12 protein-coding genes and 1 riboswitch are annotated in these 12,911 nt (G+C 49.8%); of the genes, 5 read left to right on the forward strand and 7 right to left on the reverse strand.

Features of this window, described 5'->3' with window-relative positions:
• Window positions 1-73: 73 nt before the first annotated feature.
• Complete coding sequence (gene glpK, locus HRH59_RS07610; protein ID WP_173500682.1) at window positions 74-1,570, reverse strand: glycerol kinase GlpK; 1,497 nt, start codon at window positions 1,568-1,570, stop codon at window positions 74-76.
• A gap of 86 nt (window positions 1,571-1,656) precedes the next feature.
• Between glpK and HRH59_RS07615 the strand changes: the two genes are divergently transcribed.
• On the forward strand, window positions 1,657-1,983 hold the full coding sequence (locus tag HRH59_RS07615) for a DUF1840 domain-containing protein (RefSeq protein WP_173500683.1): 327 nt from the start codon (window positions 1,657-1,659) through the stop codon (window positions 1,981-1,983).
• A 7-nt stretch (window positions 1,984-1,990) separates the two neighbouring features.
• Here HRH59_RS07615 and HRH59_RS07620 read toward each other — a convergent pair whose 3' ends face one another.
• Genes HRH59_RS07620 through HRH59_RS07645 form a run of 6 tightly spaced genes read right to left on the reverse strand, consistent with a single transcriptional unit; the run spans window position 1,991 to window position 9,122 of the window.
• On the reverse strand, window positions 1,991-3,370 hold the full coding sequence (locus HRH59_RS07620; protein ID WP_331460159.1) for a sensor histidine kinase: 1,380 nt from the start codon (window positions 3,368-3,370) through the stop codon (window positions 1,991-1,993).
• On the reverse strand, window positions 3,294-4,619 hold the full coding sequence (locus HRH59_RS07625; protein ID WP_173500684.1) for a sigma-54-dependent transcriptional regulator: 1,326 nt from the start codon (window positions 4,617-4,619) through the stop codon (window positions 3,294-3,296). Before HRH59_RS07625 ends, HRH59_RS07620 begins: the two co-directional genes overlap by 77 nt.
• A gap of 3 nt (window positions 4,620-4,622) precedes the next feature.
• On the reverse strand, window positions 4,623-5,816 hold the full coding sequence (locus HRH59_RS07630) for an FtsX-like permease family protein (protein ID WP_173500685.1): 1,194 nt from the start codon (window positions 5,814-5,816) through the stop codon (window positions 4,623-4,625).
• A 5-nt stretch (window positions 5,817-5,821) separates the two neighbouring features.
• Window positions 5,822-7,120 (reverse strand): ABC transporter permease, encoded by a 1,299-nt coding sequence (locus tag HRH59_RS07635; RefSeq protein ID WP_173500686.1) that lies wholly within the window; start codon window positions 7,118-7,120, stop codon window positions 5,822-5,824.
• Window positions 7,121-7,130: 10 nt separating this feature from the next.
• Window positions 7,131-7,829, reverse strand: coding sequence for an ABC transporter ATP-binding protein (locus tag HRH59_RS07640; protein WP_173500687.1), 699 nt, complete (start codon window positions 7,827-7,829; stop codon window positions 7,131-7,133).
• 24 nt (window positions 7,830-7,853) lie between these two features.
• Window positions 7,854-9,122 (reverse strand): efflux RND transporter periplasmic adaptor subunit, encoded by a 1,269-nt coding sequence (locus HRH59_RS07645; protein ID WP_173500688.1) that lies wholly within the window; start codon window positions 9,120-9,122, stop codon window positions 7,854-7,856.
• Window positions 9,123-9,333: 211 nt separating this feature from the next.
• Between HRH59_RS07645 and HRH59_RS07650 the strand changes: the two genes are divergently transcribed.
• From HRH59_RS07650 to HRH59_RS07665, 4 genes are all read left to right on the forward strand, one after another.
• Entirely contained in the window at window positions 9,334-10,269 is a 936-nt protein-coding gene (locus tag HRH59_RS07650; RefSeq protein ID WP_173500689.1) for a DUF3667 domain-containing protein, read from the forward strand.
• Window positions 10,270-10,427: 158 nt separating this feature from the next.
• Window positions 10,428-10,820, forward strand: coding sequence for a hypothetical protein (locus tag HRH59_RS07655; RefSeq protein WP_173500690.1), 393 nt, complete (start codon window positions 10,428-10,430; stop codon window positions 10,818-10,820).
• A gap of 76 nt (window positions 10,821-10,896) precedes the next feature.
• Window positions 10,897-11,079, forward strand: a riboswitch (cobalamin riboswitch).
• 72 nt (window positions 11,080-11,151) lie between these two features.
• On the forward strand, window positions 11,152-11,922 hold the full coding sequence (locus HRH59_RS07660) for an ABC transporter ATP-binding protein (protein WP_173500691.1): 771 nt from the start codon (window positions 11,152-11,154) through the stop codon (window positions 11,920-11,922).
• A complete protein-coding gene (locus HRH59_RS07665) occupies window positions 11,916-12,908 on the forward strand; it encodes a FecCD family ABC transporter permease (protein ID WP_173500692.1) in 993 nt (330 codons plus the stop codon). Before HRH59_RS07660 ends, HRH59_RS07665 begins: the two co-directional genes overlap by 7 nt.
• The last annotated feature ends 3 nt before the right edge of the window (window positions 12,909-12,911 follow it).

A 12,911-nucleotide genomic window follows, 5' to 3' on the forward strand; every position in this document is an offset into this window, starting at 1 on the left:
GTTTTTTATGCAAGCTTAATTTTCGCTGAATTGAAACTTTTTCTAAATCTGATGGTTAGAGCTGTGTTGGTTATTACGCTATCGCCATATTCAATGCCACCAGTGCTGCGTTAACACGTTGCCAACGCTGATACAACGCGTCGGCCAATGTCGGTGACAACTCAGGTTGTAACTGCCAATCACTGTGCCAAATCGTGTTGATATCTGCCAGCTTATCGACATATCCCAGCTGCAGCGCTACCAAAAATGCTGCGCCCAGTGCAGTGGCATCGGTGGTATGGCAGCGCGTTATTGCTGTTTGGCTTAAATCTGCCAGTGCTTGTAAAAACCAGCGGTTGGCCGTCATACCGCCATCAACACGCAAGCTGCTGACATTGATGCCATCTTGTTGCATAGCGATAAGTAAATCACGGCTTTGATAGGCTACGCTGCGAAGTGCCGCCGCCGCTATTTGCGTGCGGCCACTGTCGCGGGTTAAGCCAAATAATGCTGCCCTTACCTGCGGTTGCCAATGTGGTGTGCCAAGACCGGTAAAGGCGGGCACAAGCAGCTCGGTTTGTTGATAATCAATCCCGGTTGCCAGCACCTCACTGTCACTGGCCTGATGAATAATGCCCAGTTGGTCGCGTAGCCACTGTATGGTTGCGCCAGCCATAAAAATACTGCCCTCCAGCGCATAGGTGGTATTGCCGTTTAAGCGCCAGGCTATGGTGCTCAGCAGCTTATGCTCGCTGTGCAGTACTTTGTCGCCGGTATTTACCACGGCAAAGCAGCCGGTACCGTAGGTACACTTTACCATGCCGGCGTTGATACAGGCCTGGCCTAATAAAGCTGCCTGCTGGTCGCCAATCATGCCAAGCAGCGGCACGGCGGCGCCAAACATTCTGTTATCAGTCAGGCCGAATTCTGCTGCGTTGTCGCGTACCTGCGGCAACATAACCGCAGGAACATTAAACAGCTGCAGCAGTTCATTGTCCCATTGCTGGCTGTGAATATTAAACAGTAAAGTACGGCTGGCATTACTGGCATCAGTGGCATGCACTTTACCGCCACTTAGTTGCCACAGCAGGTAGCTGTCGATGGTGCCGAAACATAACTCGCCGGCTTCAGCCAGAGCACGCGCTGTTGGCAGGTTATCTAATAGCCAGCTGAGTTTGCCGGCAGAAAAGTACGGGTCGGCTAATAAACCGGTTTTTTGTTGCAGCATGCTGTTGTGACCGGCATCTTTCAGCTGCTGGCAGAGCTTTGCCGCACGTCTGTCTTGCCAGACAATAGCGTTGTATAACGGCTTACCGCTGCTGCGGTGCCACAATACAGTGGTTTCACGTTGATTAGTGATACCAATACCGGCGATATCAGCCGGTGTCAGGTTTGCTTGCTGTAATGCAAGGCTGATACTTGTGCTGACACTTTGCCAAATTTGTGCCGGGTCTTGCTCAACCCAGCCGGACTGCGGATAGCTCAGTGGCAGTTCTTGTTGCGCAGAGGCAATAGCTTGCAGTGCCGGATTGTAGATTATGGCGCGGCTTGACGTGGTACCCTGATCAATAGCGAGTATATATTTTGACATGGCGTAAGCTTTTGACGTTATGCTTAAGTTATTGTTTAGCTTGGCAGCAAATGTTTGCCGAGTCTACGCCTGAGGACGGAGTTTGTATGATAGTTACCTTTAAAACCAAAGCCAGCGGCGATTTAATTTACTTTAAAGAGGCTGCTGTACAATTACTGCAGCTGATGGGCCGTGACGATAAAATTCCGTCCGCACTTTATGCAGAGGACGTATCGGCAGCACTGGCAAAACTGCAGCAGGGTTTGGCGGCCATTGCCGATAAAGATCGGGCTAAAGCCGAACAAGCCGGCAATGAACGGGCTGATAGTGAGCAAGACAGCAAAGCGCAGATCAGCTTAAATACCCGTGCGCTGCCGCTGCTGGAAATGCTGCAAAAAGCACAGAAAAAGCAGTGTCCGGTGTCTTGGGAATAGCAGGGGGTTAAGCTGTCGTGTGTGGTTGATGCCGTGGCAGAGTCAGCGTAACCTCAAGGCCGGGTGGCTTGTTACGCAAACCGATATGGCCGCCGTGGGCTTCAATAATATCGCGGCACAACGTCAGCCCTATGCCGGAGCCACCGCTTTTATTGGTATAAAACGGCACCAGAGCGTGTTGCAATATCTCATCGCTCATACCGCCTCCGGCGTCCTGTATGATCAATAACAACTTGTCAGGGTGTTCAACCGGTTTTAAAGTGATTTGCTCCGGCGTTGAGCCTGATTCATGGGCATTTTTCAGCAGGTTTAACAGCAACTGCATGAGTTGCTGTGCATCCGCCTGCCAGTCTGCTGCAGGTAAACAACCCAATAACTCAAACTCGTACTGATCCTGCAGCTGATTAATCAAACGTGGCCAATTAATGTTTGCCAATTGCGGCGGTGGTAATTTAGCAAACTCAATATATGCCTGAACAAACTGATTCAGCTGCAAACAGCGCTCGCTGATAGTGTCAAACAGCTGGCCCAGTTGGTTATGCTGTTGCTGCTGCGCCAGCTGCCCACCGGAAAAGGCCAGTGATGAAAGCGGTGCCAGGGTATTGTTTAGTTCATGGCCGATGACCCGCAGCAGTTTTTTCCAGGCGTTCAGCTCTTCGCGCTGAATCTCGCGTGTTAACGGTTTGAGCAGGTATAACCAGTGCAGCTTCTGGTTCAGTTGAAATTGGCTGACCGATAAATGCCAGACGCTTTGCTCAGCGGTATCCAACCGGATCAACCCCTGTTGCTGCCGCATTAGTGCCTGATGCAGTTCAGGCTTATCAGTCGCAATAGTGTGAAGCTTACTGCCATCAAACGCTTTGCTGGCGTGTAGCAGTTGCCTTGCTGCAGCGTTGCTCATTAGCACCGTATCAGCTGCGTCAGTCAGCAGCAGCGCAGTGGGGCTGCTCTGCAGCACAGTATCAAGCAACAGCTCACGTTGGTATAAGGTTGCTCGCTCAGCCCTCAGTTGTGCTGACATCCGCTGCAGACTGTCTGCCAGTGGCCGCAGTTCGTGCACAGTCAGTTGATTGGCACTGGTGTTAAAACTGCCATCCTGCAGGTTTTGCGCATGCAGGTTAATTGCTTGTATTTCCAGTCTCAGTGGTGTTATTGCCCAGTGCAACAGCAGGGCCAGGCCAATAGCTGCGCTGCAAATTGCGGCAGTGATGCCCGGGCTGTTGCCGAAAAAGCTATGCTGCAGAGCAAGGGCCAGCACTGTCAGTACCAGACACAACAGGTTCAGCCGACTGTGGCTGCTAAAGCGTAAGTCAGGGCGCATCAATACCGTAATGCTCCATGCGTCGGTATAATGCCTGGCGGCTGATACCAAGCTGCCTGGCGGCACGGGACACCACGCCTCCGGCTTGCAGCAGTGCCTGTTCTAACTGAACACGGTCGATATCATCCAGCGATCTTTTGTTTATGCTGACCGTGTCCGCTAAACCCAGATCGGCGCTTTGTATTTCATCACTGCTACTTAGCAGCAGCGCTCGCTGACAGACATTTTGCAGCTCGCGCACATTGCCGGGCCAGCGGTAGTTTAACAGTATATGCTCAGCAGCATGGCTTAACGTTTTTTTACCGGCGAGAAAATAGCGTGCCAGCGGTAATATATCGTCCGGACGCTCGTTGAGCGCCGGCAGAGCCAATTGCACTACATTAACGCGGTAGTACAAATCCTGGCGGAACTGGCCCTGCACAATAGCAGTGTCTAAATCGCTGTTGGTGGCGCTGATCAGTCTTACATCCACCTTACGTGTGTGGCTTGAACCTAAGCGTTCAAATTCGCCGGTTTGCAGCACGCGCAATAACTTAGCTTGACCAGCCAAGGATAAGTTACCAATTTCATCTAAAAACAAGCTGCCGCCATCTGCTGCTTCAAAACGACCAATGCGGGTTTTGTTAGCACCACTGTAGGCACCGGCCTCAGCGCCAAACAGCTCCGCTTCCAGTAAATCTGCCGGTAGGGCGCCCATATTTACTTTAATAAACGGCTTATTTTTGCGTGGTGAGTTGGCATGCAACACATTGGCAATACCTTCTTTGCCTGCGCCATTGGGGCCGGTGATCAGCACGGCTGCCTGCGATGGCGCCAATTGCAGAGTCATCTGCAGCAATTGCTGCATTTGGCTGCTGGCAAATACCAAACCGCATAAGTCTTTACCGGCAAAGGCGGCACTGCGCGCTTGCTCAATGCGTTGCTGCTGTTCGGTTAGCTGTTTAAGTTTTAGGGCATTGGCGACAGTAAGCAGCAAGCGTTGGTCGTCCCACGGTTTGGCGATATAGTCGGTCGCACCGGCTTTTACCAGTTCGACTACCATCTCCAATTGCGTCCAGGCTGTCATTAATACGATAGGAATATCCGGGCGCCGTTCCCGTAGCTGGTAAAATAAAGTTTTGCCCTGGACGCCTTGCATCTGGCCGGTGCTAAAGTTCATATCTTGCAGAATAAGGTCGATGTTGTGTTCGTTTAACAGTTGCCAGGCCAGTTCGGGAGAACCGGCACACAGTACCTGATAACCCTGCAAGGCAAACAGCGTTTGCAGGGCCTGACAGATTGGCTGATTGTCATCAATAACCAATAATTTCAACATAGTTTATAAGGCTTTAGTGGCAGTCGCCGGTGATACCCGGGTAGCAGTAGCCGCAGGATACCATGTTGCGACAGTGACACAAAGTAGCAGTACCGCTATCGTTATCACCGGGAGATACCAATTCAATGCCGGTATAGAAATAACTTGTGCCAAGGCCTGATTTAACCACAGCGCTAATGCCACACCCAGCATGGAGCCTAAGGCTGTACACAGCCAGTTTTCACTGAGTAACTCCAATAAAATTAAGCTTTTGCTGGCACCCAGTGCGCGTTTAATACCAATTTCCTGCTGGCGTTTCAGCGCATGAAAATGAGTGCTGCTGTAGCTGGATACCATAGTGACCAGCAGCATCAGCGCACTTAAGACCCCTAACAACATGGCGAGGCCATACTCGTTTCGATACAAGTGCTGATGTTGTTCTGCCAGAGAGCGGATATGATAGATTTCGATGTTAGATTCAACATTACGCAACACTGAGGCGAGTTGCCGCCTTACGGATTCGGTCTGCGCCGGATCAGTGCGCAACAAAATGCTGTAGCCCCAATCAACACCATAAGGTGGGGCGACCTGTACACTGTTATACATAATATGGTCACCACTGCGCTGGCCGTAAAAGTCATTGATAACCGCTGCCACCCGGCCGCGATTAATTTGTTGGCCCACAGCTGGCGTACCGGCAAACAGTTTGTCTGCCAGACTGCTGGTTAATACCACATCCGGGCTGCCCGGAGCGTCCAGTGACACGGAGTGCTGTGGCAGTTCACCCTGAATTACCTTGCTGTCCAGGACGTTGAAAAAACCCTTTGATACAAAGTACATTGGCACAGTAGACACATTAGTGCGTTCTTGTTGCTCTAACACATAAATATTGCCGTTATTACCGCCGTGCAGGAGGACAGATTGGTTGGAATAGGCAGCTGCGATGACACCGGGAACCGCTTGCACCGCATCCAGTTGCCGGTTGAGTAATTCTTCCAGTGCCGGATAAACCCGTAATGCTGCAGTAGTAGGTTTAAGTTGTACCAGCAGAGTATTGTCCAGATCCAATCCGGTGGGTTGATTGAGTTGCTGCTGAGTTTGTTGTGCCAGCAGCAAGCTGTTTAGCAGTAGCGCCAGCGTCATGGCCAGTTGAAGTAACAACAGGGCTGTTACTACTTTACGGCTGAACAACACTTTACACAGTAAATATAATGACATAGCTATTATTCCTTAAGCTGCTGATTTAAAGTACCAAAAGAGGCGCGAAGCGACGGGTACAGCGTAACCAGGTAGCTGCAGATAAAAGCGACAGCCAGTAAGCTCAGTAACAGCGGCAGGTCCCACGAAGAGAACAGGCTGTTACGCGGCAACAGATGGTTCATCAGTTTTATACCGGCATAGCCGGTCAGCAGCGCGCCGGCGATAGTGAACACTGCCATCAATAATACGTCGGCCAGCATTTGCAACTGCAACTGACCGCGACTTGCACCCAAAGCGCGGCGCAGGCTAAATTCATACTGATTACCTAAATAGCGGTTTAAAGACAAATGGCTGGCATTAAATAAACACACCAGTAAAAACAACAATGTGACCAACGCGAAAGCTTTGATGTCGCTGCTTTCGCCGCCAAAATAGTTAACAATATTACGCATTGCTACTAACTGGTTATTGGGTTCCGACGGATGGCGACCGGCAACCTTTTCATCCTGTGCCAAATTGGCCATAAACTGCTTGTAAGCTTGTTGGGCGGTCGGGGTGTCCAGTTGCACCCAGTATTGCAGTTGGTTCAGAGCACCGGTGCGTCCCTGAGTACTTAACTTGCGGTAATCGGTATCATCAAAGGTTTGCGACTGCGTATTAGACAGATAATTCATGTCGTAACCGGTTTCCAATGGCAGGTAAATATCATCCGCAGGGCTCAAATGGTTACGGTTATTGGCGTCGTATAACCGCGGCAGCATTTGCCAGTCATCCAACACGGCCGTCACCGTTAAATGGCGGTCATCCAGTAACAGCTTTTCACCTACAGCATCGGTACGGCCAAAGAGTTTTTCAGCTGTGGCTTTGCTCAGAATGATTTCAAGCCTGGCACTGTTATCCGGCCAAACACTGCCATGCAGCAACGGTACGTCAAACATACTGAAAAAATCGCGCTGCGTAATGCGGATATTAACCGGCATAGGGGTCTGTTCAGCATTTTTGCGCAGATAACCATCGGCACTGTACATTGCTGTTTTGGCTGAGGGGATATCGCTCTGGCTGAGTTTTTCTATATTACTGTAACTAAGCACCGCGGGTGGTTTGCAGTCTGTGCACTCGTAAGGTGCCAACAGCATCATCGGGAAAAACAATTTACTGCTTTTATGCGGCAGCGGATCGGAATTCAGTTGGTAGTAAAACGTCGCATTGGCAAAAAAAATACCCAAGCCCACACTCAGAATAAAAATGGTTAAAGCATAGGGGAGTGGTGCACGCTTAATGCTGACAAAGCTGACTTTAAGATAGTAGATAAACTGTTCCATGCTCAGCTCCTTAAGCGCTCTGTGCCGCCAGGGGGTCGTATAACACCGCGTCACTTAGTTGGCCATCGATGATCTGAATATGTCGTCCGGCGCGGCGCGCCTGATCCGGATCATGCGTAACCATTAAAATGGTGCAGCCTTGCTGGTTTATCTGCTCCAGCAGTTCCATTACCTGGCGGGCCATCAATGAGTCGAGGTTACCGGTAGGTTCATCGGCGAGCAGAATACGCGGCTGACCGGCAATAGCTCGGGCGATAGCCACCCGCTGTTGTTGGCCGCCGGATAATTGCCCCGGCAGATAGTCGCGCCTGGCATGCAGGCCCACCAGCTCCAGCGCATGTTCAATGCGCTGTTTGCGCTCACTGGCTTTTAAACCACGATAGCGCAGTGGCAGCTCGATATTGTCATAAATGCTGAAATCTTTTATCAGGTTAAAACTTTGAAAGATAAAACCGATTTTTTCATTACGTAGTTTAGACAGCGCGGCATCTGATAAACCTTTTACCGATATGCCATCGAGCAGATAATCGCCGGCATCAAAGTTTTCCAGAGTGCCGAGAATATTCAGAAGCGTTGACTTACCTGAGCCGGACGGCCCGGTTAATGCAGCAAACTCACCTTCATTTACCTGCAGATTAATATCGCGCAGGGCATGAGTTTCAATTAACTCGGTGCGAAATATCTTGCTTAAATTAGTTAGCGTTATCATCTTCTTGTCCTTATTTTTATCCAATTAGTTCAAATTTACCCTGCTGTGATCTTCAAAATCACTGAGGTTGGAAATTACCCACTGCTCGCCTTCGGTAGCTCCGCTAAGTATTTCTACCCACTGCACCGACAGCGCACCCAGCTCGACATTTTTACGCAGCGCCTGATTATCCAACACCTGATAGGCCTGGCGGCCGCCGCCGGAACTGACAAAATCACCACGGGCAATTTTCAGTACATTTTCTTTGTGTTCCAGAATAACGCGGGCGGTTAAGCGTTGGCTTTGGCGCAACTGTGTGTTATCGGCCTGAACAAAACGTACCCGTGCGCTAACCTGGTTATTGCGCACTTCCGGAGCGATATAACTAATGGTGCCACTTAGTAGCTGGCTACCCAGGTTAACTTCTACCTGTTGGCCCGGCTGTAAATCACGGGCGTAACTTTCCGGCACCGCCAGTTCTGCTTCGTATTGGCTTAAATCGATTACGGTTAACAGCGCCTGGCCCGGCAACACATGGCTTTGTTGCTCTACCAACCAGTTGCCCAGTTGGCCGGTTACCGGGGCGGTGATATTTAACGCTGTAACTTTACGTTGCAGCTCATCGACCACTAATTGCTGACGGTGGATATCTTGCTTGCGCGAACTTTGTTCAAAGCTCAGCTTATCTTTTGCCAGCTCTACCTTGCGCTTGGCATGGTCAAACTCCAGCTCAGCTTTGGTCAGGTTGTCTGTTGCAATGTCAAAGTCCAGCTTGCGGATCACGCCCAGTTCAATGGACTGTGTGGCACGTTGCAGCTCGCGCCGCGCTGCCAATAAGTTAACCTGAGCTGCGTTCATAACTTGCTCCATATCCAGTTGTTGTTCGCGGGCATCCAATTCGGCGCGTTCAGCTTCGCTTTGCATGCCTGCTAACACCGCTTGTTGCTGTTGCAGGTCGTTTTGCAAGGCCGGGCTGGTAATGGTGGCCAGCAAATCACCCAGAGTTACCGCTTCGCCAGGTTGTTTAAACAGCTGCACCTGGCCGGTTTCCTGGCTATACAGGGTAGGGGCATTGGCTGCGACAATACGGCCCTGCACCGCGACATCACGCACTAAATCACCGCGTTGCACGGTAGCAAACTGCATTTGATTTCGTGGTAGAACCAGAGCGGCGCTTTCACCGACAGATTGGAAAAACGCTGCAGCCAGCAGCGAGATAAGGCCTGCCGTAGCAATGCCCGGCAGATAGCGGCGTAATGCATTTTTTTGTGGTCGTTGAATAATATTGTCTTGCTGCGCTGTACCCTGGATCATCTGAAGTCCCTGTTTATTGCTTGTATAACGTCATAGCAGCTTTAATGCCAACTATTAAGTTGTTGAAATAAAACAACTAAATATATCACTGCTGGTGGGGTGAGTGTCCGCGGACAATTTAACTGTCCGCGGCAAGGTTGCGGACAACTATTGCTAAAACAACTGCTTAACGTAGAATCGGCATAGAGAGAAAGCAGCCGGTAAACTAAAAATGGATGTATCAGCAGGGCAGTGTGATAACTGCTACACCCCGTTGCAAGGGGACTTTTGCCATCAGTGTGGCCAGGAAAAAAAGAGCTATATCCGCAATGTCAGCGGTGTGGTTACTGAATTTTTTGGCGAGTTCAGCAACTGGGATACCCGCGTTTGGCGCACGCTGCTGCCGCTGTGGTTCCGGCCCGGCTTTTTAAGCCGCCGTTATGTCGATGGCCACCGCGTACCTTATGTACCGCCGTTGCGGTTGTATTTGTTTACCTCGATTATCGCTTTTTTAATCTTCGCCAGGCTGCTGCCTGATACCAAGGTTAATACCATGATGCCGGAAGCTTCTGTAGTGCAACCCGGACAGCCGACGGAGCAAGGCCGGAAAATTTGGTCGGATGTAATAACAGAGGTTCAGCGGGACATAGAGCAAGAGCAACAGCAAACGCCGTTCGACAGTAAGCTATCTTTCTTGTCTGATCAGGGGCAAAAAGAGTTTGATGCTAAGCTGGACGCTATTATCGCTAATCCGAAATTGGCTATAAATAAGTTTTTCAGTCTGGCGCCGCAAATGATGTTTTTGTTGCTGCCATTGTTTGCTTTGCTATTAAAGCTGCTGTATATCCGCTCAAACCGCTACTACATGGAGCATTTAATTGTCGCATTGCACAGCCACAGTTTTATTCTGCAAATGTCGGTGTTTTATCTGGCCTTGTCGCTACTTCCTGCTTATATCAACTGGCCGAGGTTGGCAACAATAGTCAGCCGCCTGGCGGAGGTCGCGTTTTTATGGATGCCGTTGTATTTATTGTTATGCCAGAAATTTTACTATCGTCAGAGCTGGGGGAAAACGCTGCTTAAGTTCTGGTTAACCAGTTCGTTGTATATGGTGCTGGCAATGTCTGCTTTTACCGGTTTAATTATTCTCAGTATATTGTGGGCTTGACCAACAGTTATTAATTGACGTTACAATACAGGCAAAAACCGGCTTGCAGATAGTATAACAATGACTTCAGCATGCTTATTTTAAGCTGCTGAGATTGCAAAAGCAGTACTTTCTGGTTAGATTGATTAACAACGCAAGTGAACAAACAGGAAGTCATAATGAAAAAGTGGGCAAGTGCAGTGATTGCTGCAGCAGTGTTTTCAACCTCAGCTGCTGCCGATACACAGGATTATAAATTGGTAACCGTTGCCGGCTACCTGAACTTTTATTTACTTAATCTGAATGCCTGTGAAGATTTTCACCCGACAGTTCGCGCTGCAGCTTATGATGCTGAGAAAACCTTATATCCGTATTTAGATAAGCTATATAGCAAAATGGGTGGCGTTAAAGGCGAAAACCAGAAAATGGTGGCTGATATTGTGATGAAGCGCCGTAATATGCTCAATACGCAGATTGCTGAAGGCGATTTTACCATTGAACATTGCGAAGCTATCGTAAAAATTCTGAAAGAAGACGGGCTGGATAAAACGTTAATCAGTGCCTTAGATTAACAGCTAAGGTTTTTTAGCTTCGAACACGCCGGCGTAAGCCGGCGTTTTCATTTTGCTGCCCGAAATCTTTTTCTGTTACACTTGCCGGCGCTGAGGTGCGGGTGTATGCCCGCTGAAAAGGGAAGCAGGTTAAATGCCTGCACTGTACCCGCAACTGTAAAAAGTGCTGCAATCATTAACCACTGGCGATGTTATGCCGGGAAGGGGATTGTGGGTTATCACTTTAAGTCAGGAGACCTGCCTGAGCCTTATTACGCCTGCGTGCGGGAGTTCACAGCAGCGGGGTTCCCCCATTTACCGGCGGGCCTGCTGCATTTGTCAGGAGTGGGTTTTGCTTAAGCTTTCAGCCGTTTCATTGCAGCTTGGTACACAAACTGTGCTGCATAACATCAGCTTTTCCCAACAGCATGACGAGTTTATCGGCATTATCGGGCCTAATGGCGCCGGTAAGAGCTCATTGCTGCGGCTTATTCAGCGTGAATTGGCGCCCGATAGTGGCAATATTATGCTGCGCCAGCGGGCATTAGCACGCTATAGCAACCTGGAGTTGGCAAAAAGCCTGGCCGTGGTCAGCCAAACAGCGCCGCCTTTATTTAGTTTAACAGTAGAGCAAGTCGCTACGATGGGCTTATTACCGCATAAAAGCTGGTTTGAGCTGAGTAACAGCCATGATAAGCATCAGGTTGCGTTAGCCCTGCAACAGGTTGGCTTACTGCATAAGGCATCACAGCTTACGGATACGTTATCCGGCGGAGAATTGCAGCGGTTGTACATCGCCCGCGCCCTGGTCCAGCAACCGGCGTTGTTATTGCTGGACGAACCCACTAACCATTTGGATGTACAGTATCAGCATCAGATATTGCAGCTGACACGCAGTTTGGCTATTCCGGTACTGGCGTGTTTGCATGACTTAAATCTTGCTGCAATGTATTGTGACAAAATCTTGTTGCTGAATAAGGGTCGGCAGTGTGCATTTGGTGCGCCTGCTGAAGTGCTGCGACCCGATATGTTGCAGGAGGTATTTGGTCTGCCGTGTGAAGTGAATATGCAAAGCCGGCTACGAAAGTTGCAAGTTACGTTTATGCCGGAGCCGGTATGTTAAAAAAGCATTATGCCCTGGCAATGTTGTTGGCGGTGCTGTTACTGCTGTTTAGTATGCTGTTAAGCCTGAACGTCGGCAGTGCAACGCTTAGTGTCAGTGATATTGTTAAAGTATTAAGCGGGCAGGTGCCGCAATCTGCACTGGCAGAAACGATTATCTGGCAAATCCGTTTACCACGTTTGCTTTGTGCTGTGCTTGTTGGTGCCGGGTTGGCAATCAGCGGCGCTATTTTGCAAAATGCCAGCCGCAATCCACTGGCCGACCCTTATCTTTTTGGTCTAATGGCAGGCGCCGGACTGGGGGCGACCTTAGTCAGTGTGGTGCTGCCGCCTCAGATGGTAAGTATGGCGTTGGGCGCATTTTGCGGCGCTTTGTTTGCCGTAGCGCTGGTGTTTATGGTGTGTGCGGGGCAAAACTGGCGCAGGATAGAAATCACCTTACTTGCCGGGGTTGCAGTGTCTTTTATGCTCAGCGCAATCAGCAGCTTTATCTTATATTTTGCCGAGCCTTTTGCCGCTAACAGGGTGATTTTCTGGTTAATGGGTAGTTTAAGCCCAGTCAATTGGCACAGCGTATTGTTGCTGGCGCCGGTTACGCTTTTGGTATTGCTGCTGGCGTTGGCTTTGCGCCGGCAACTCGATGCATTATTACTCAGTGACGACAGTGCCCGTACTTTAGGTGTTAATACGCAACGTTTGCGGCTGGTGTTATTGCTGGCTACGGCGTTGCTTACGGCATGTATTGTTTCACAATGCGGCGGCATTGCTTTTGTCGGGTTAATGATCCCGCATATCGTGCGGCACTTTTTCGGTGTGACCTCAGTACGCTTATTGCTGGGGTGTGCTGTTGTTGGCGCGTTGTTTATGATCTGGGTAGATAATCTTGCCCGTACTGTGCTGCCGCAACAGGAAATTCCGCTGGGAGTGATTACGTCGTTGGCCGGCAGTATATTTTTCCTTTTAATTATGCGCCGGCAACGGCTATAGCGG

Origin of the sequence: Rheinheimera lutimaris, from assembly GCF_013283795.1 — a bacterium.
GTDB lineage: Bacteria > Pseudomonadota > Gammaproteobacteria > Enterobacterales > Alteromonadaceae > Alishewanella > Alishewanella lutimaris.

Coding starts and splice junctions, on each gene's coding strand:
- glpK (WP_173500682.1), bottom strand. CDS start 1,570: ATGTCAAAATATATACTCGCTATTGATCAGGGTACCACGTCAAGCCGC.
- HRH59_RS07615 (WP_173500683.1), top strand. CDS start 1,657: ATGATAGTTACCTTTAAAACCAAAGCCAGCGGCGATTTAATTTACTTT.
- HRH59_RS07625 (WP_173500684.1), bottom strand. CDS start 4,619: ATGTTGAAATTATTGGTTATTGATGACAATCAGCCAATCTGTCAGGCC.
- HRH59_RS07630 (WP_173500685.1), bottom strand. CDS start 5,816: ATGTCATTATATTTACTGTGTAAAGTGTTGTTCAGCCGTAAAGTAGTA.
- HRH59_RS07635 (WP_173500686.1), bottom strand. CDS start 7,120: ATGGAACAGTTTATCTACTATCTTAAAGTCAGCTTTGTCAGCATTAAG.
- HRH59_RS07640 (WP_173500687.1), bottom strand. CDS start 7,829: ATGATAACGCTAACTAATTTAAGCAAGATATTTCGCACCGAGTTAATT.
- HRH59_RS07645 (WP_173500688.1), bottom strand. CDS start 9,122: ATGATCCAGGGTACAGCGCAGCAAGACAATATTATTCAACGACCACAA.
- HRH59_RS07650 (WP_173500689.1), top strand. CDS start 9,334: ATGGATGTATCAGCAGGGCAGTGTGATAACTGCTACACCCCGTTGCAA.
- HRH59_RS07655 (WP_173500690.1), top strand. CDS start 10,428: ATGAAAAAGTGGGCAAGTGCAGTGATTGCTGCAGCAGTGTTTTCAACC.
- HRH59_RS07665 (WP_173500692.1), top strand. CDS start 11,916: ATGTTAAAAAAGCATTATGCCCTGGCAATGTTGTTGGCGGTGCTGTTA.